This window comes from Aquabacterium sp. (assembly GCF_044226965.1).
GTDB lineage: Bacteria > Pseudomonadota > Gammaproteobacteria > Burkholderiales > Burkholderiaceae_C > Pseudaquabacterium.
Genome location: NZ_JBGAGA010000004.1, coordinates 144480 through 161802, shown reverse-complemented (window position 1 = coordinate 161802; position 17323 = coordinate 144480). Strand labels below are relative to the sequence as shown.

Here is a 17323-nt window from a genome sequence, read left to right as displayed (position 1 = left end):
TTGAGCAGCTGGACGACGAAGCCTGAAAAGTTCATGCGGTACGGTGCTCTCGTCGTCGTTCAGCGCAGGCCGTCTTCGCCCTTGATCTCGCTGACCTGCAAGCCGCCGATGCGCGGCAGCGGCCGGCCGCTGTCCGTCACCGCGACGGCGACGACGATCTCGTCGGCCCGCGGCGCATCGCTGACGCGGGCTTCGATCGCGTCGAAGTGGCTGCGCACGAAGGCGGCATCCTTGTGGCCCAGCGGCACGTCGATGGCCGTGCCCAGACCGCCGCGCTTCTTGGCCGAAGGCACCAGCGCGGCGCCTTTTTCCACCGCCTTGCGCAAGGGGGCGCCGAGCTTGGGATGCAGGATGGCCGCGGCATGCTCCAGCTCGCCGTTCTCGCCGACGATCGCGGCCTTGCCGTAGCTCTGCGCTGCGCCGGGCGCGATGCCCAGCGCCTGCACGCATTTCTCGCCGAGCAGGCCGCCGAGTTCCTCGCCGATGGCGATCAGCTCGTCCAGGTTCTCGGCATAGCGACCGGCATACGGGTTCGCGATCACCGCGATGGCCAGCGCGCGGCGCGTGGGCGGCTGCACCTCACGGCCCATCTCGATGCGGGTTTCGTCCACCTGGACGATGAGCTTGCGGATCTTGGCGGTCATGGCAATGGCTCCATCAGGGATGGGGTGTGCGGGGAGTCGTGCGGATGGGGCTATGAGGTGCGGCTGCTCTCGGCAGGTTGCCGCCTTTCGCGTGCGGCGGCAGGTGCGCGATCAGGCCGCCGGGGCGCTCCACTCCGCTCATGTCCCCCGGCCCGGGCTGCGCCCGAGCCTCCTCCTTTACTTCGCTGCGCGAAGCGCCCCACCGTCCTGATCCGAGCCACTGTGGGCATGCGCCTGCCAGAGCGCTGCGCGAGCCAAGGGCGCCGGGTGTCCGGTGGAGCGAAGTAAAGGAGGAGGTCCAGGCGCAGCCTGGGCCGGGGGACATGAGCGGAACCGGACACCCGGTGGCCTTGGCCTGCTCGGTACAAGCATGCAAAGACCGCAACGGGCCGACAGCGGACGAGGACACGAGCTTCATCGCAACCCGTTCCACTGCGAGATGCCCGAGGCCTGCAGCCCACCGACGCGGGCGTGCACGCGGGCGCCGGTGCTCATCACGAGGATGAACACCAGCTCGTCGGCGGCCGGGGCGCCGGGCACGCGCACTTCCATCGCGTCGTAGTGGCTGCGCACATAGCTGGCGTTGATGTGGGTCAGCGGAATGTCGAGCGTGGCGCCAGGCCCGGCGACCTTCTTGGTGGAGGGCACGATGGCCAAGGCATTGCCGGGCTGGCCTGTCTTTTCCTCGACCGCGCGGCCCTGCATGTAGGCCTGCTTGTCGCCCTTCCAGCCCAGCAGCTCGCGCATCGCATAGCCGCCGGGCACGTGCCACAGCGCACCGTGTTCCAGCTCGCCTCTTTCGCCGACGATCGCACCCTTGCCATAACTTTCAATGCGCGCGGCCGGTACGTCCATCGCGGCCAGCAGGCGGTGTGCCATTTGCAGGCCGACGTCGTTCAGCGCTTCCATCATCGGCAGGATGTCGGGCTCGTAGCGACCGGCGTACGGATTGGTCAACACGGCGGCCACCGCGCCGCGGCGCTGCGGCTGCGGCGGCGGCGGGCCGAACTCGTGGAAGATGTCCTCGACCTGGGTCAGCACGCGGCGGATCTCGATCTTCATCGTGGGCTCGTTGTCTTCGGATGGGCTCTCAGGCGCTCAGGCCAGCGCGGGCTCGGCATCGGCCAGGTGCTGCGGCAGCGGCGTGTGCAGCAGCTCGCCCTGGCACACCAGTGCGGCGCCGACGATCAGGCCACGCGCTTGCAAGTCCTGCGCCCGCTTCAGGCCGGCGCGCAGCGCGGCCTGGCGCAGCGCCGGCGGCAGCGGCTGCACGTCCACCGTGACCGGGATGTCGCCGAGGTCGGTGTCGTCCTTCAGCGTGCTGGCCGGGCGGCGCTCGATCAAGGCTGGCGCATCGACGTTCACCGAGTTGGCGATCATCGTCGCCGCGGCATCGGCCTCGGCCGCGTGGCGCGCGAGCACGGTGACGCTGTCGGCCACGCCGAGCGAGAAGCTGCGGCCGCGCCAGCCGCTGGTGGCGATGCCGCGCACCGACATCGCGGCGTCGATGGTGAAGCGGCCGTCGAGCGCCAGGCCCTGGCGCAGCTGGCGCGCGTCCAGCCGCGCCAGGTCGGCGAACAGGCCGACGCGCAGGCTTTCGCCGGCGGCCAGGTGCAGCGCGATGTCGCCCCCGTTGTTGACCCAGGCGCGCACGACGCCTTCGCGCTGGTAGTGCGCGATCAGCTCCTGCGCCACCGCGCCGGCCACGGCGGCCATCGGCGTGACGTACTCGTCATGAAAGGGCCGGCAGGCGCACCACATGCGCCGCGCCACGGTGCCGCGCAGCGGGCAGGGCCCGCGCACCGGCTGGCGCAGCAGCGGCAGCTCGGCCACCAGCGCCGGCAGGACGTCGCCGAAGCGCTGCCACGCGGCTTCGTGCGCGGCCTGCAGTGCCTCGGGCTCGCCATCGGCGCCGATGACGATGTCGATCGGGCCGTGTTGAAGGTGCCAGCGGCCACCGGGCAGGAGATGACGCGTCGCTTGCACGTTATCAACCCAACATGGGAGGACGGCCCAGCGGCCAGGGGTTGTCGGACACGACTTCGGCGAAGCGCCGGCCCTGCGGCGCACCGTCGTTGTGCCAGGCGCCGCTGGCCAGCACCTGTTCGAGCGTGTGCACCTGGGCCAGGTGGCCGCCCAGTGCTTCGTAGTCGGCCAGCCGCATGCTGAACTCGATGGGTGCGACGATCGCCGGTGTCGGCACGGTGCCGAAGCTGCGCTGGGGCATGCGCATCACGTCGGCCATCACGGTGATGCCGCCGCCCGGCCACACATAGGCCGGCGCGCCGCCGCAGGTGACGTTGACCAGCGCCTGCTTGATCGCGCGGGTCAGCCGCACCGGGTTGTCCGTCACCCCGGCGCGCAGGCTGCCGCCGGCGCCGCCGAGGAACAGCACCGAGCACAGCGAAGGCTCGCAGTTCTCGCCGATGCGCTCGACCACCTGGCGCACGGCCGCCGGCATCTCGTGCTCGACCGGCCGCAGCTGTTCGTCGAGCACGTACCACGCGGCATGCTCGCCGGTGGTGGAGGTCATCAGCAGCTTCAGTCCCGGCCAGGCCAGCTCGGGGTCCCACGATTCGATGATGCCCAGCGGCTCGGTCAGGTCGGTGCCGCCCCAGCCGGTGCCGGGGTTGGCCACCTGGAAGTAGCGGCCCGGCGTGGACTTGCGGCCATTCATGCGGATGCCCGAGCGGCGCATGTCCAGGCAGCGGCCGGCCTGGTGTTCGCTGAGCACGCCGGTGATGTGGTCATCGACCACCACCACCTCGTCGGCCAGGCCGAACAACTGCTTGGCGAAGATGCCGATGGTGGCCGAACCGCAGCCCACGCGCATGCGCTGCTCCTCGACGCCGTTGACGATGGGCGCGCGGCCGGCCTGCACGATGACGTTCGAACCGCCGTCGATGGCCAGCTCCACCGGCTCGCGGTTGCCCAGCGCCTGCATCGCCTCCATCGTCACGCGGCCTTCCTTCTTGCTGCCGCCGGTGAGGTGGTGCACGCCGCCGATCGAGAGCATCTGCGAGCCGTATTCCATCGTCGTGACATGGCCCACCACCTCGCCCTTGTGGCGCACCTCGGCACGCTCGGGGCCGAGGAAGCGGTCGGTGTCGATCTTCAGCTTGAAGCTGCAGTAGCTGAAGATGCCCTCGGTGACCACGGTGACGAGGTCGACGCCCTCGACCTGCGAGGCCACGATGAACGGCGCGGGCTTGTAGTCGGGGTAGGTGGTGGAGCTGCCGACGCCGGTGACGAAGACCTCGCCGCCGGTGACCGGGTTGCCGTCCCACGGCGCATCGGTGCCGCGGGCGACGAAGGGCACCACCGCGCCGGCTTCGTCGGCGGCCAGCTGGCGCTTGAGCAGGATGACGGGATCGACACGGATCAGCGTGCCGCCCTGGTTGGCATAGCGGTCGCAGGCGCCGGACTTGCCTTCGCTGATCTGGCACAGCACCGGGCAGGCGTTGCACTCGATCTTGCTGCTGGCCATGCGCTCGTTGCGCGGGCGGGACTTGTCCAGCACCACCGGCTCGGCGGACGCTGCGCTGTCGCTCAGGGCCGGTAGGCCGTCGGTCTTGCTGTGCTCCATCGTCACTTGTCCGGCTCGATGGCTCAATGTAGCATTCACTACATGAACTGCAAAGCGGTTCGAACCCTGACAAGGCCCGCATGCCCGCAGCGAAGAAGAAGCAGGACCTGAAGGCAGACAGCAAGCCCGGCGTGCGTCAGCTGGCGGCGCAGGCCACGCGCGACAGCATCCTGCGCGCGGCGATCAAGGTCTTCGCCAAGCATGGCTATGCCGGCGGCCGGGTGGAGCAGATCTCCAAGGCCGCGAAGTCGTATGACCGGATGATCTACTACTACTTCGGCAGCAAGGAAGGCCTGTTCGTGGCCGCGCTGGAGGAGATCTACCGCCGCTTCAACGAGGCCGAGAGCGAGCTGGCCATCGACGAAGCCGACCCCGAGTCCGCGCTGCGCACGGTGATCCGCTTCATGTGGACCTATTACCTGAAGCACCCGGAGTTCATCACGCTGCTGAACACCGAGAACCTGCACCGCGGCAGGCACATCGCCAAGTCGCCGCGGGCGCGCGAGTATTCGTCGCCGGCCATCGGCGTGATCGTGCGCGTGCTGCAGCTGGGGGCCGAACGCGGCATGTTCCGCGGTGATCTGCCCGCGCGCGACGTGTACCTGATGGTCGCGGGCCTGTGCTATTTCTACCTGTCCAACCGCTACACGCTGTCGGCCTTCCTGGGCGAGAACCTGGAAGCGCCGGCCGCGCTGGCGCACTGGGAAGCCACCGTGTGCGACGCCGTGCTGCGCGCACTGAAGAAGGAGTCTGCTCATGGCTGAAGCCGCCGCCACCGGCAAGTCCGGCAAGGTCGTCATCCGCAACATCGGCCTGCTGTTGTCGGGCGACATCGACCGGCCGGTGCTCGAGGCCGACACGATCGTCGTCGACGATGGCGTGATCGTCGCGGTCGGCCGCGAGCCCGATCTCGACACCGCGCACGCGAAGACGGTGATCGATGCGCGCGGCACCTGCGTCTGCCCCGGCCTGATCGACAGCCACGTGCACCCGGTGTTCGGCGACTGGACGCCGCGGCAGAACCAGATCGGCTGGATCGATTCGACGATGAACGGCGGCGTCACCAGCATGGTCTCGGCCGGCGAGGTGCACCTGCCCGGCCGGCCGAAGGACATCGTCGGGCTGAAGGCGCTGGCCATCACCGCGCAGCGCGCGTTCGACAACTTCCGCCCCGGCGGCGTGAAGGTGATCGCCGGTGCGCCGGTGATCGAGAAGGGCATGGTCGAGCAGGACTTCATCGACCTGGCCGCGGCCGGGGTGAAGCTGCTCGGCGAAGTGGGCCTGGGCTCGGTGAAGGCCGGCTACGAAGCCAAGGCGATGGTGGACTGGGCCCGGCAGCACGGCATCCAGAGCACCATCCACACCGGCGGCCCGTCGATCCCCGGCTCGGGCCTGATCGACAAGGACGTGGTGCTGGAAGCCGATGCCGATGTCATCGGCCACATCAACGGCGGCCACACCAGCTTGCCCGAGCGCGACGTGTGCACGCTGTGCGAGAAGAGTTCGCGCGCGATCGAGATCGTGCACAACGGCAACGAGCGCGTGGCCATCGCCGCGGCGCAGGCCGCGATGCAGCTGAAGTGCCCGCACCGCGTGATCCTGGGCACCGACGGGCCCGCCGGCTCGGGCGTGCAGCCGCTGGGCATGCTGCGGCTGATCGCGCTGCTGTCCAGCCTCGGCAACATTCCGGCCGAGCTGGTGTTCTGCTTCGCCACCGGCAACACCGCGCGCATCCGCGGCCTCAACGGCGGGCTGATCGAGCCCGGCCGCGATGCCGATTTCGTGTTCATGGACCGCGCCCAGCACACCGCCGGCCGCACGCTGCTGGACAGCGTGCAGCTCGGCGACATTCCCGGCGTCGGCATGGTGATGATCGACGGCATCGTGCGCTGCGGCCGCAGCCGCAACACGCCGCCGGCGACGGAGGTGCCGGTGGTGGTGGGCGGCTGAAGCGCCGCCGGGCCCGCCGCGAGCCGGGCCGCCAGGCGCCAGGAATGCCCTGTCAATCCGGTGCATCAGCACCGACCGGGCAGGCCGGCGCTCTTGCAGAATGGGTCCACAAGTCCAATGACCCTGCTCGCTTCCTCCTGCCTGCCCGCCTGGCGGCGCTGGCTGCTGCTGATGCTGTCGATGGCGCTGCCGATCTGGCTGGGCGCCCAGCCGGTGCTGCCCGCGCCGAACGTGCCGGCTTCAGGCAGCCTGGACCCGGCGCGCCCGGCGCTGTCGCAGTTCAAGATCGACCGCTGGCAGACCGAGCAAGGCCTGCCGCTGAACACCGTGCAGGCCATGCTGCAGGCGCGCGACGGCACGCTGTGGGTCGGCACCGGTGGTGGCCTGGCCCGCTTCGACGGGCTGCGCTTCAGCACCTTCGAAGACGCGCCGGTCACCGAGCTGGCCTCGGGACCGATCTTCGGCTTCATGGAAGACGCGCAGGGCGCGCTGTGGATCGGCCACAGCCTGGGCGCCACACGCTACCGTGCGGGCCGCTTCGAGCGCGTGTTCACCGACGAGCAGATGGAAGGCCGGCGCGTCTGGGCCTTCGCGCAGGGCCGCGATGGCGTGGTGTGGTCGGCCACCGAGAACGGGCTGGTGCGCTGGGACAAGGGCGCGGTCAGGATCTTCAAGGAAGCCGACGGCCTGCCGACGAACCGGCTGCGCACGCTGGCCTTCGACAAGGACGGCACGCTGTGGATAGGCACCACCGGCGGCGGGCTGGTGTCGTATGCCGGCGGCCGCTTCCAGGTCTTCAATCCGTCCAACGGCTTCCCGCACCTCGAGGTGCGCCAGGTGCTGGCCGATCCGGCCGGCGGGCTGTGGGCCGCGACCGCGGGCGCCGGCCTGGTGCGGGTGCAGGACGGGCACTTCACCATCTACACCACCGCCAATGGCCTGCCCACCAACCACCTCACCGCGCTGGCACGCGACACCGCCGGTGCGCTGTGGGTCGGCAGCTGGGGCGCGGGCATCAGCCGGATGGTGGGCGAGGGCCGCTTCGAGACCCTGTCCAGCAGCAGCGGGCTGGATGGCGACCAGATCTGGGCGCTGCACGCTGACCGCGAAGGCAGCCTGTGGGTCGGCACCTGGTACGGTGGCCTGAACCGGCTGCGGCCGCGGCCCTTCATCGTGTTCGGCAAGCCCGAGGGCCTGAGCAGCGACAACGTGCGCTCGGTGCTGCCGGCGCGCGACGGCAGCCTGTGGCTGGCCACCGCCGGGGGCGGCGTCAACCGGCTGGCGAACGGCCGCATCAGCCTGCTGGGTCGCCAGCAGGGCCTGCGCACCGACGAGACTTCGGGCCTGTTCGAGGACCGCGACGGCGCGATCTGGATCGGCACCTACACCGAAGGCCTGGCGCGGTGGCGCGACGGCCGGCTCGAGCACTTCGGCGTGGCGCAAGGCCTGCCGCACGTGGACGTGCGCGTGCTGTACCAGGACCGCCAGGGCACGCTGTGGGTCGGCACCAAGGGCGGGCTGGCCCGCTTCGACGGGCAGGGCTTCGTTGCCGTGCGCGGGAATGGCGTGCCCATCGAAGGCGTGGCGGCGATCCTCGAGGACCGCAGCGGCACGCTGTGGTTCGGCACCACCGGGCAGGGCCTGGTGCGCCTGCGCAACGGCGAGTTCCAGACCTTCACCCGCAAGGACGGGTTGGCCTCGAACTGGATCATGGCGCTGTACGAGGACGCCGACGGCTCGCTGTGGATCGGCTCCAACGGCGAAGGCCTGAGCCGCCTGCGCGACGGCCGCATCCGCAGCATCCGCGTGACCGACGGCCTGTGGGACGGCATGGCGCAGGTGATCCTGGAAGACCGCCAGGGCAACCTGTGGATGACCTGCAACCGCGGCTTCTACCGCGTGAAGAGAACGGAGCTGGACGCCTTCGTCGAAGGCCGCGTCGCGCGCGTGCAGGCCAGCGGCTACGGCCCTGGCGACGCGCTGCGCTCGACCACCTTTGCCGGCGGCCTGCAGCCCGCCGGCGCGATCGACGCCCAGGGCCGGCTGTGGCTGCCCTCGTTCCGCGGGCTGGTGATCGCCGACCCGGCGCGGCTGCCCGGGGCCGGCGACCCGCCGCCGGTGCGCATCGACGAAGTGCGGGTCGGCGGGCAGCGCGTGCCGCACGACACCGAGCTCGTGCTGCCGCCGGGCCCGGCGCCGCTGCTGATCCGCTACCTGGCCGGCACGCTGGCCGATGCCGAGCGCGTGCGCCTGCGCTACCGCCTGGAAGGCCTGACGCCCGGCTGGGTGGAAGCCGGCAAGGCGCGCGAAGCCAGCTTCGCGGCGCTGCCGCCGGGCCGCTACGTGTTCAGCCTGGCCGTGTCGCTCGACGGCCAGCGCTGGCAGGACGCACCGCAGGCGCTGCACATCACGGTGCAGCCGCGGCTGGTGCAGACGCCCTGGTTCATCGCGCTGGTCGCGCTGGCGCTGCTGCTGGCCGCGGCCGCGCTGTACAAGCTGCGCACGCATGCGCTGCGTCGCCGCTCGGCCGAGATGGAACGGCTGGTGGCGCAGAAGACCGAGGAACTGCGGCAGGCCAACGAGCACCTGTCGCGCCTGTCCTTCGCCGACGCGCTGACCGGCCTGGCCAACCGCCGCCGGCTCGACGAGGTGCTGGACACCGAATGGCGGCGTGCGCAGCGCATGCAGACGCCGCTGGCGGTGGTGATCGCCGACATCGACGCGTTCAAGGCCTACAACGACACGCTGGGCCATCCCGAGGGCGATGCCTGCCTGGTGGCGGTGGCCGAGGTGATCCGCCAGGCCGCCAACCGCGCCAGCGACTTCGCCGCGCGCTATGGCGGCGAGGAATTCATCCTGCTGCTGCCGGGCGCCGACGCCGAGGCCGCGCGCGCCTTTGCCGAAGTGCTGCGCCAGGCCTGCGAGGCGCGTGCGCTGCCGCACCCGGCGTCCAGCGTGAGCCCGGTGGTGACGCTGAGCCTGGGCGTTGCGGCATGCGTACCGACCGCCGAATCCTCGTCCGCCGCGCTGGTGGCCGCGGCCGATGGGGCGCTGTACCGCGCCAAGCAGGAAGGCCGCAACAGGGTCTGCGTGGCCGCTGCAGTCGTGCGCTAGGCACGCGCGGCTGCGCGCCGCGGCCCCCGGTCAGGCCGGCAGCGCCGTCTCCACCACCATCTGCAGGCGTTGCTGGCCCTGGAACTCGTCCAGGTTCAGCCGGTAGGCCAGGCGCACGCGCGGCGGCAGCGGGTCGGCATGGCCGAACCAGATGGCGTCACGGATCGCGCCGGCATGGCGCACGCGCAGCTTCAGGTGCTTCTCGCCGACCAGGCGCTGCTGCAGCACCTCGACCTCGTCGCAGAACACCGGCGCCTCGAAGCCGGCGCCCCACACCTGCGCGTCGATGCGGGTGACGGTGTCGGCGCAGAAGTATTCGCCGGCCAGCGGCCCGTCGGTGGCGACGGTGCGGCTCAGCGCCTCGGGCTGCAGCCATTCGCGCGCCACCTGCTGCAGCGCGGTGTCGAAGGTGGCGAAGTCGGGTTCGCCGATGGTGCAGCCGGCCGCCATGGCATGGCCGCCGAAGCGGCGCAGCACGCCGGGGTGGCGCTTGCTCACCAGGTCCAGCGCATCGCGCAGGTGAAAGCCCGGGATCGAGCGGCCCGAGCCCTTCAGCAGCCCGTCGCTGCCGCGCGCGAACACGAAGGTCGGCCGGTGCAGCCGGTCCTTCAGGCGGCCGGCGACGATGCCGACCACGCCTTCGTGGAACTCGGCGTCGAACAGCGCCAGCGCCGGCGGCGTGCCGTCGGCCTGCTCGTCGGCCATGAGCTGGTCGACGAGCAGGGCCGCCTGCTCGCGCATGTCCGCTTCCAGCTCGCGGCGTTCGCGGTTGATCTCGTCGAGCTGCTTCGCGAGCGCGGCGGCACGTGTCGGGTCGTCGGTCAGCAGGCATTCGATGCCCAGGCTCATGTCCGACAGGCGCCCGGCGGCATTGATGCGCGGGCCCAGCGCGAAGCCGAAGTCGAAGGCCGAGGCGCGCTGCGGTGCGCGACCGGCGGCGGCGAACAGTGCCGCGACGCCCGGCTGCATGCGCCCGGCGCGGATGCGCCTGAGCCCCTGCGCGACCAGCCGGCGGTTGTTGTCGTCGAGCTTCACCACGTCGGCGACCGTGCCCAGCGCCACCAGGTCGAGCAGCGCATCGAGCCGCGGCTGGCTGGCCGCGTCGAAGCGGCCGCGCCGGCGCAGCTCGGCCCGCGTGCCCAGCAGCACGTAGAACATCACGCCGACACCGGCCAGCGCCTTGCTCGGAAACTCGCAGCCCGGCTGGTTGGGGTTGACGATCACGTCGGCCGCGGGCAGCCGCGCACTTTGCGTGTCAGGATCGATCGCCGGCAGGTGGTGGTCGGTGATCAGCACCTGCAGGCCCAGCGCGCGGGCATGGGCCACACCGGCTTCGCTGGCGATGCCGTTGTCCACCGTCACCAGCAGCTGCGGGCGGTGCGCCAGCGCCAGGTCGACGATGGTCGGCGTCAGCCCGTAGCCGTGCACCTGCCGGTCGGGCACCACATGGCTCAGGGTGCCGGGCGCGGCGCCCAGCATCGCCAGGCCGCGCAGGCCCACCGCGCAGGCGGTGGCGCCGTCGCAGTCGTAGTCGGCAACGATGCAGATGCGCTCGCCGCGCTCGAGGGTGTCGGCCAGCAGCCGGCCGGCCTCGGCCGCGCCCTTCAGCGCGTCGGGCGCCAGCAGCCGGCCCAGGCCGTCGTCCAGGTCGTCGGGGTGGCGCACGCCGCGCGCGGCGAACAGGCGGGCCAGCAGCGGATGCACGCCGGCCTGTTCCAGCGCGAAGGCCACGCGCGGCGGAACGTCGCGCAAGCGGAGGGTGGGGGTCACAAGGTTTCCAGCAGGGGGGTGGCCGCGGGCGCGCGCCAGCGTGCGGACAGGCGCTGCCACAGGCCGCGTGGCAGGTCTTCGAAGGTCTGGGCCGCGCGCTCGCCGCACAGCACCAGGCGCAGCGGGCCGGGCGTGGCGGCCAGCGTGGCCAGCGGGCCGGCGTCCAGCGCGGCCCAGGCCTCGCGCCAGGCGGTCCAGTCCTCGTTCAGGGCCGGGCCGCGCAGGCGGTCGTCGACGCGCGGGGTGGGCAGCGTGGGGCCGGCGGGCAGGCGGCCGCAGCCGCTCAACCAGAACGAGTTCACCGTCGGCAGGCCGGCGGCTTCGCGCCGGTCGTTCACCGCATGCGTGTACAGCAGCATCTGCACTTCGTTCTGCAGCCGGCGGATCAGCCGCGCGCTGCGCTGGTCGGGCAGCCAGGGGTCGATGTTGCGGCCGATCACGCGGTCGATCGAGGCGGTGGCCAGGCCGTCGAACAGCGCGTGCGTGGCCAGCCACTGCAGCGGTCCGGCCCAGTGCAGCGTGAAGCCTTCGGTCTCGAACAGCGGCGCCACGATGGACAGCAGCTCGCGCGAAGCGGCTTCGTCGAGTTGCAGCGCCGCCGGGTCGGTCATCGAGACCTGCTCGGTGCCCACGTGCAGGTGCACCGGGGTCAGCAGGCCCCAGGGCTGCGTGTTGTCACCGGACAGCCGCGCGGCCCAGGGCAGCGTGCCATCCTCGGCCTGCCAGCCCAGCGCCGCGGCCAACGCGCGCTCGTGCGGGGGCGAGAGGCTCAGCGCATCGGCCTCATCGCGCGTGCCCGGGCTCAGGCGTGCCAGCAGTCGGTCCAGCTGCGGCAGCGGCAGGTCGTGCAGGGCATGGCGGGCGGCTTCGTTGGACGCACCCGCGAAGGGCACGATCAAGGTGGCAGGGGACGGCGAAGACATGGGTGCGCGATTATCGGCGGCGCGGTGCCGTGCGCCTTGGGGCCGGCGGGTTCCGCGGCGGGGCGAAGCGGCCGGGGAAACGCCGGACGTGGTGCTAGCCTGCACGGCTGTGAGTGCGCCCTTGACCCTGCCGGCCTCCGCCGAAGCTTTTGCACCGGCCTTGCCGCGCCTGCACCTGCGGCCGCTGCACGCGCTGCTGTACGTCGCGTTCTGGGCCGCGGTCGGGCTGTTCCTGGCGATCGCCGAGCTGCAGCACTACGTGCAGCGCGGCGGACAGCACCGCTGGGAGCCCTTCCTCTGGGAGCTGTCGAGCAGCCTGGTGGTCGGGCTGCTGATGCTGGGGCTGTTCGCGGGCCACCGCGCGCTGGTCGGGCGCGGGCTGCCATGGCCGCGGCTGCTGCTGTGGCATGCCGGCGGCGCGCTGCTGTACGTGCTGCTGCACTCGGCGCTGATGTATGCGTTGCGCGCCATCGTCTACGCGCTGACCGGCGTGGTCTACGAGCCGGGCGACGTGGCCTCGGTGCTGGCCTACGAAGGCGCGAAAGACCTGGTGAGCTATGCGCTGATGGTCGGCCTGTGCCATGGCGCGCTGCTGTATCTGCTCGACCAGCAGCGCCGCGCCGCGTGGCAGCGGCTGAACGAAGAACTGGCCGCGGCCCGCCTGGCGCGGCTGCAGGAGCAGATCCAGCCGCATTTCCTGTTCAATGCGCTGAACCTGGTGTCGGCGGTGATGTACGAGGATCTCGAACGCGCCGACCGCCTGCTGGCCGAGCTGTGCGAGTTGCTGCGCCTGTCGCTCGACGCCGGCCGGCAGCCCACCCACAGCCTGCGCGAGGAATTGCGCCTGGTGACGCCGTTCCTGTCGATCATGCGGCAGCGCTTCGAAGGCCGGTTGCACACCGCCATCGAGGTCAGCGACGAGGCGGCGGCCTGCGCCCTGCCCAGCCTGCTGCTGATGGCGCCGCTGGAGAACGCGGTGAAGCATGGCGTCGCGCACAGCGCCGCGCCGGTGTCGCTGAGCGTGCAGGCCGCGGTGCGCGAAGGCCGGCTGGAGATCCGGGTCTGCGACAGCGCTGCAGCGGCCGGGCTGAGCACGGCGCGGACGCCCGCACTGCCGGGCAGCGGCATCGGCCTGGCCAACACCCGCGAGCGCCTGGCAACGATGTATGGCGAGGCCGCCAGCGTGTCGCTGACACGCGAAGACGCTGGCACCGTGCTGTGCCTGCAGCTGCCGGCGCACGCCGCCGGCTCAGAGTCCGCGCCACGACGATGAAGCTGCTGCTGGTGGACGACGAGCCGCAGGCGCGCGCCAAGCTGCGCCGCTTTCTGGCGGACATGCCCGAGGTCGAGCTGGTCGGCGAGGCGGGCGATGGCGCCGAGGCGCTGGCGCTGCTGCTGCACACGCCGGCCGATGCGGTGCTGCTGGACATCCAGATGCCGCGCCTGGACGGGCTGGCCACCGCGGCGGCGCTGCCCGAAGGCACGCTGGTGGCCTTCACCACCGCCTACGACGAGTTCGCCGTCAAGGCCTTCGAGCTGAACGCGGTGGACTACCTGCTCAAGCCCATCATCCGCGAGCGGCTGCAGGCCTGCATCGCGAAGCTGCAGCGCCAGCTGGCGCCGCCCCAGCGCGAGCAGCAGCGCCAGGGCCTGCTGAGCGCGCTGCACGGGCTGCAGCCGCTGGCGCGCGCTGCCGGCGACAGCGGCCACTGGCTGGTGCTGCACCGCGGAGCGCTGCAGCGCGTGGCGCTGGCCGAGGTGGAAGTGCTGGAGGCCGAGGACAACTACGTCTGGCTGCACACGCCGGCGCAGTCCTGGCTGGACCGCGGCACGCTGGCCGCGATGCTCGAGCATCCCGCGGCCGGGCCGCTGTTCGTGCGCGTGCACCGTTCGTTCGCGGTGAACCCGCGCTGCATCGCGCGCATCGCGCCGCTGGCGCGCGGCGATGCGCAGCTGGTGCTGGCCAGCGGGCGCGAGGTGCGGGTGTCGCGGCGCTTTCGCGAGCAGCTGGCGGCGGGCATCGGCCGTTGATCCGGGCCCGCTGGCCCCGGCGCGCATCCCATCCGTCCCACGGCGCTGGCCACGCGATGGGGGCGAGCCGACGATGCGTGCCTCGCCTGCTTCACACGAGCCCTCGCCATGCACCAAGACCCCGCGCTGCCGCCGCGCCGCTTCGACCTCGACTGGCTGCGCATCCTCGCCTTCGGCCTGCTGATCCTGTACCACGTGGGCATGTACTACGTCAGCTGGGACTGGCATGTGAAGTCGCCGTTCGCGTCGGCCACGCTCGAGCCGCTGATGCTGGCCAGCTCGCCCTGGCGGCTGTCGCTGCTGTTCTTCGTCTCGGGCGTCGCCACGGCCTACCTGCTGCGGCGCCAGCCCACGGGCTTCGTCGCCAGCCGCGCGCGGCGCCTGCTGGTCCCGCTGCTGTTCGGCATGCTGGTGATCGTCGTGCCGCAGGCCTACTACGAGGTGGTCGAGAAGGCCGGCTACGCCGATGGCTACCTCGCGTTCTGGCAACGCTACCTGCTGGCCGACCCGCACTTCTGTCGCGGCAACGACTGCCTGCGCGTGCCGACCTGGAACCACCTGTGGTTCGTGCCCTACCTGTTCGTCTACAGCCTGCTGCTGTGGGCGCTGCAGCGCACGGCGCCGCAGGGCTGGTTGCGGCTGTGCGATGGCCTGGCGCGCCGGCTGTCCGGCTGGGGCCTGCTGCTGTGGCCGGTACTCTTGCTGGCGCTGTGGCGCGTGCTGCTGGTCGCGCGCTTCCCGGCCACGCACGACCTGGTGCAGGACTGGTACAACCACGCGCAGTACCTCAGCATGTTCGGGCTTGGCGCCGCGCTGGCCTTCCAGTCCGCGCCCTGGGCCGCGCTGGCACGCTGGCGCTGGTGGGCGCTGGCCGGTGCGGTGGCGAGCTATGCCTTCATCGCCTGGTACTTCACGGTGTATGCCGTTGGCCGGGCCGAGGTGCCCGATGCGCTGCGCATGTGCCAACGCCTGATCTACGCGGCCAACCAGTGGTGGACCATCGCTGCCGCGCTGGGCTTCGCCCGGCGCTGGGCACCCACCGACAGCCCGCTGCGCCGCTACCTCACCGAGGCGGTGTTTCCGTTCTACATCGTCCACCAGAGCGCGATCATCGTGCTGGCCGAGCAGCTGAAGCCGCTGCGGCTGCCACCGGCGGTCGAAGGGCCGCTGCTGGTGCTGGCCACCGCGGCGGTGTGCGGGGCCAGCTTCGAGGCGATGCGCCGCGTGCGCTGGCTGCGGCCGCTGTTCGGCCTGGCGCCGCAGCCGGCGCTTGCCGCGACGGCCGACAGGAGGCGGCCTGCTAGCATCGCCTCCCCATGAATTGGCCCTACGAATGGCAGATCGGCTGGCGCTACACCCGCGCCGGCCGCGCCGGGCGGCGCAACGGCTTCATCTCGTTCATCTCGGCGATCTCGGTCGTCGGCATTGCGCTGGGCGTGGCCGCGCTGATCATCGTGCTCAGCGTGATGAACGGCTTCCAGAAAGAGGTGCGCGACCGCATGCTGGCGGTGATTGCGCATGTCGAGATCTTCTCGCGCGACGGCGCGGCCTTGCCGGATTGGCAGGGCACGGCGGCCAAGGCGCGCGAGAACAAGGCGGTGGTCGGCGCGGCGCCCTTCATCGCGGCGCAGTCGCTGATCGCGCGGGGGGACGACATGCGCGGCGCGGTGGTGCGCGGCATCCTGCCGGCGGCCGAGGCCACCGTCACCGACATCGGCGCCAAGCTGCGTGACACCACCTTCGCGAAGCTGCAACCGGGCGCGTGGAAGATCGTGCTCGGCATCGAGCTCGCACGCCAGCTCGGCGTGCGTGAAGGCGACTCGGTCACCATCGTGGCGCCGGGCGGGCAGGTCACGCCGGCCGGCGTGGTGCCGCGGCTCAAGACCTTCACGGTCGCCGGCACCTTCGAGGCCGGGCACTACGAATACGACAGCGGGCTGGCGCTGATCCATGTCGACGATGCGGCGCGCCTGTACCGGCTGGACGGCCCGAGCGGCGTGCAGCTGCGGCTGCGCGATGCGCAGGCCGCGCGCGAAGTGGGTTACCAGCTGGCCATGACCATGGGCCCGGGCCTGGTGGTGCGCGACTGGACCCGCACCAACCGCAACTGGTACGACGCGGTGCAGATCGAGAAGCGCATGATGTTCATCATCCTGACCCTGATCGTCGCGGTGGCCGCGTTCAACCTGGTGTCGACGCTGGTGATGACGGTGACCGACAAGCAGGCCGACATCGCGATCCTGCGCACCCTGGGCGCCAGCCCGCGCTCGGTGATGGGCATCTTCGTCGTGCAGGGCGCGGCCAGCGGCATCATCGGCACGGCGGTCGGCGTGGGCCTCGGGCTGCTGGTGGCCTTCAACATCGACGTCATCGTGCCGGCCATCGAGCATGCGCTGGGCGTGAGCTTCCTGCCTGGCAGCATCTACCTGATCAGCCGCATGCCCAGCGACCCGCAGATGGGCGACATCGTGCCCATCGGCGTGATCTCGCTGCTGCTGGCCTTCGTCGCCACGCTGTACCCGAGCTGGCGCGCCAGCCGCGTGAACCCCGCGGAGGCGCTGCGCTATGAGTGAGGCCCACACCGCGCCGCCGGTGCTGCGCTGCCAGGGGCTGGCCAAGCGCTTCCAGGAAGGCGGGCTGGACGTGGCGGTGCTGCAGGGCATCGACCTCGCCGTGCAGCCGGGCGAGACGCTGGCCATCGTCGGCGCCTCGGGTTCGGGCAAGAGCACGCTGCTGCACCTGCTGGGCGGGCTGGACGCGCCCAGCGGCGGCAAGGTGGAGCTGGCCGGGCGCGACTTCGCCACGATGGGTGCGGCCGAGCAGGGTGCCTGGCGCAACCAGCAGCTGGGCTTCGTCTACCAGTTCCACCACCTGCTGCCGGAGTTCAGCGCGCTGGACAACGTGGCGATGCCGCTGCGCATCCGCCGCCAGCCGGTGGCCGCGGCACAGGCGGCCGCACGCGCGATGCTCGAGCGCGTGGGGCTGGGCCCGCGCGTGCAGCACCGGCCGGGCGAGCTCTCGGGCGGCGAGCGGCAACGCGTGGCGATCGCCCGCGCGCTGGTCAGCCAGCCCGCGTGCGTGCTGGCCGACGAGCCCACCGGCAACCTCGACCGCGGCAGCGCCGATGCGGTGTTCGCATTGATGCTGGAACTCGCGCGCGAGCGCGGCACCGCCTTCGTGCTGGTGACGCATGACCCCGGCCTGGCTGCGCGCTGCGGCCGAACGCTGACGCTGGAGCGTGGGCGCCTGCAGGGCTGATCGAGCGGGTCGCGCGGCACAATGCGCATTCGTGCTGGAGGCTGAGC

At 71.6% G+C, this 17323-nt stretch carries 14 protein-coding genes; 8 read left to right on the top strand and 6 right to left on the bottom strand.

Going from position 1 to position 17323, the window contains the following annotated elements; translation table 11 throughout:
* Positions 1–59: 59 nt before the first annotated feature.
* The 4 genes from ACILR4_RS03555 to ACILR4_RS03540 all read right to left on the bottom strand — a co-directional run bounded on the left by ACILR4_RS03555 (position 60) and on the right by ACILR4_RS03540 (position 4230).
* Entirely contained in the window at positions 60–644 is a 585-nt protein-coding gene (locus ACILR4_RS03555; RefSeq protein WP_395699447.1) for an amino acid synthesis family protein, read from the bottom strand.
* 414 nt (positions 645–1058) lie between these two features.
* Positions 1059–1706, bottom strand: coding sequence for an amino acid synthesis family protein (locus tag ACILR4_RS03550; RefSeq protein ID WP_395699446.1), 648 nt, complete (start codon positions 1704–1706; stop codon positions 1059–1061).
* A gap of 36 nt (positions 1707–1742) precedes the next feature.
* Positions 1743–2630, bottom strand: a complete 888-nt coding sequence (locus tag ACILR4_RS03545; RefSeq protein WP_395699445.1) for a UPF0280 family protein — start codon at positions 2628–2630, stop codon at positions 1743–1745.
* A gap of 4 nt (positions 2631–2634) precedes the next feature.
* On the bottom strand, positions 2635–4230 hold the full coding sequence (locus ACILR4_RS03540; protein ID WP_395699444.1) for a 6-hydroxynicotinate reductase: 1596 nt from the start codon (positions 4228–4230) through the stop codon (positions 2635–2637).
* Between the two features lie 80 nt (positions 4231–4310).
* Between ACILR4_RS03540 and ACILR4_RS03535 the strand changes: the two genes are divergently transcribed.
* The 3 genes from ACILR4_RS03535 to ACILR4_RS03525 all read left to right on the top strand — a co-directional run bounded on the left by ACILR4_RS03535 (position 4311) and on the right by ACILR4_RS03525 (position 9294).
* Positions 4311–4994 (top strand): TetR family transcriptional regulator, encoded by a 684-nt coding sequence (locus ACILR4_RS03535; RefSeq protein ID WP_395699443.1) that lies wholly within the window; start codon positions 4311–4313, stop codon positions 4992–4994.
* Complete coding sequence (locus ACILR4_RS03530; RefSeq protein ID WP_395699442.1) at positions 4987–6180, top strand: amidohydrolase family protein; 1194 nt, start codon at positions 4987–4989, stop codon at positions 6178–6180. The genes ACILR4_RS03535 and ACILR4_RS03530 overlap by 8 nt, the downstream gene beginning before the upstream one ends.
* A gap of 117 nt (positions 6181–6297) precedes the next feature.
* On the top strand, positions 6298–9294 hold the full coding sequence (locus tag ACILR4_RS03525; protein WP_395699441.1) for a two-component regulator propeller domain-containing protein: 2997 nt from the start codon (positions 6298–6300) through the stop codon (positions 9292–9294).
* 30 nt (positions 9295–9324) lie between these two features.
* On the opposite strand, the gene recJ is transcribed toward ACILR4_RS03525, so the two are convergent.
* On the bottom strand, positions 9325–11064 hold the full coding sequence (gene recJ / locus ACILR4_RS03520) for a single-stranded-DNA-specific exonuclease RecJ (RefSeq protein ID WP_395699440.1): 1740 nt from the start codon (positions 11062–11064) through the stop codon (positions 9325–9327).
* Complete coding sequence (locus tag ACILR4_RS03515; protein WP_395699439.1) at positions 11061–11987, bottom strand: hypothetical protein; 927 nt, start codon at positions 11985–11987, stop codon at positions 11061–11063. Before ACILR4_RS03515 ends, recJ begins: the two co-directional genes overlap by 4 nt.
* A gap of 121 nt (positions 11988–12108) precedes the next feature.
* Here ACILR4_RS03515 and ACILR4_RS03510 point away from each other — a divergent pair, with 121 nt between their 5' ends.
* The 5 genes from ACILR4_RS03510 to lolD all read left to right on the top strand — a co-directional run bounded on the left by ACILR4_RS03510 (position 12109) and on the right by lolD (position 17276).
* On the top strand, positions 12109–13260 hold the full coding sequence (locus ACILR4_RS03510) for a sensor histidine kinase (protein ID WP_395699438.1): 1152 nt from the start codon (positions 12109–12111) through the stop codon (positions 13258–13260).
* On the top strand, positions 13257–14018 hold the full coding sequence (locus tag ACILR4_RS03505; protein WP_395699437.1) for a LytR/AlgR family response regulator transcription factor: 762 nt from the start codon (positions 13257–13259) through the stop codon (positions 14016–14018). The genes ACILR4_RS03510 and ACILR4_RS03505 overlap by 4 nt, the downstream gene beginning before the upstream one ends.
* A gap of 108 nt (positions 14019–14126) precedes the next feature.
* A complete protein-coding gene (locus tag ACILR4_RS03500; protein ID WP_395699436.1) occupies positions 14127–15338 on the top strand; it encodes an acyltransferase family protein in 1212 nt (403 codons plus the stop codon).
* Positions 15335–16591, top strand: coding sequence for a lipoprotein-releasing ABC transporter permease subunit (locus ACILR4_RS03495; protein ID WP_395699435.1), 1257 nt, complete (start codon positions 15335–15337; stop codon positions 16589–16591). The genes ACILR4_RS03500 and ACILR4_RS03495 overlap by 4 nt, the downstream gene beginning before the upstream one ends.
* Positions 16584–17276: a lipoprotein-releasing ABC transporter ATP-binding protein LolD gene (gene lolD / locus ACILR4_RS03490; RefSeq protein WP_395699434.1), complete on the top strand. Its 693-nt coding sequence runs from the start codon at positions 16584–16586 to the stop codon at positions 17274–17276. Before ACILR4_RS03495 ends, lolD begins: the two co-directional genes overlap by 8 nt.
* The last annotated feature ends 47 nt before the right edge of the window (positions 17277–17323 follow it).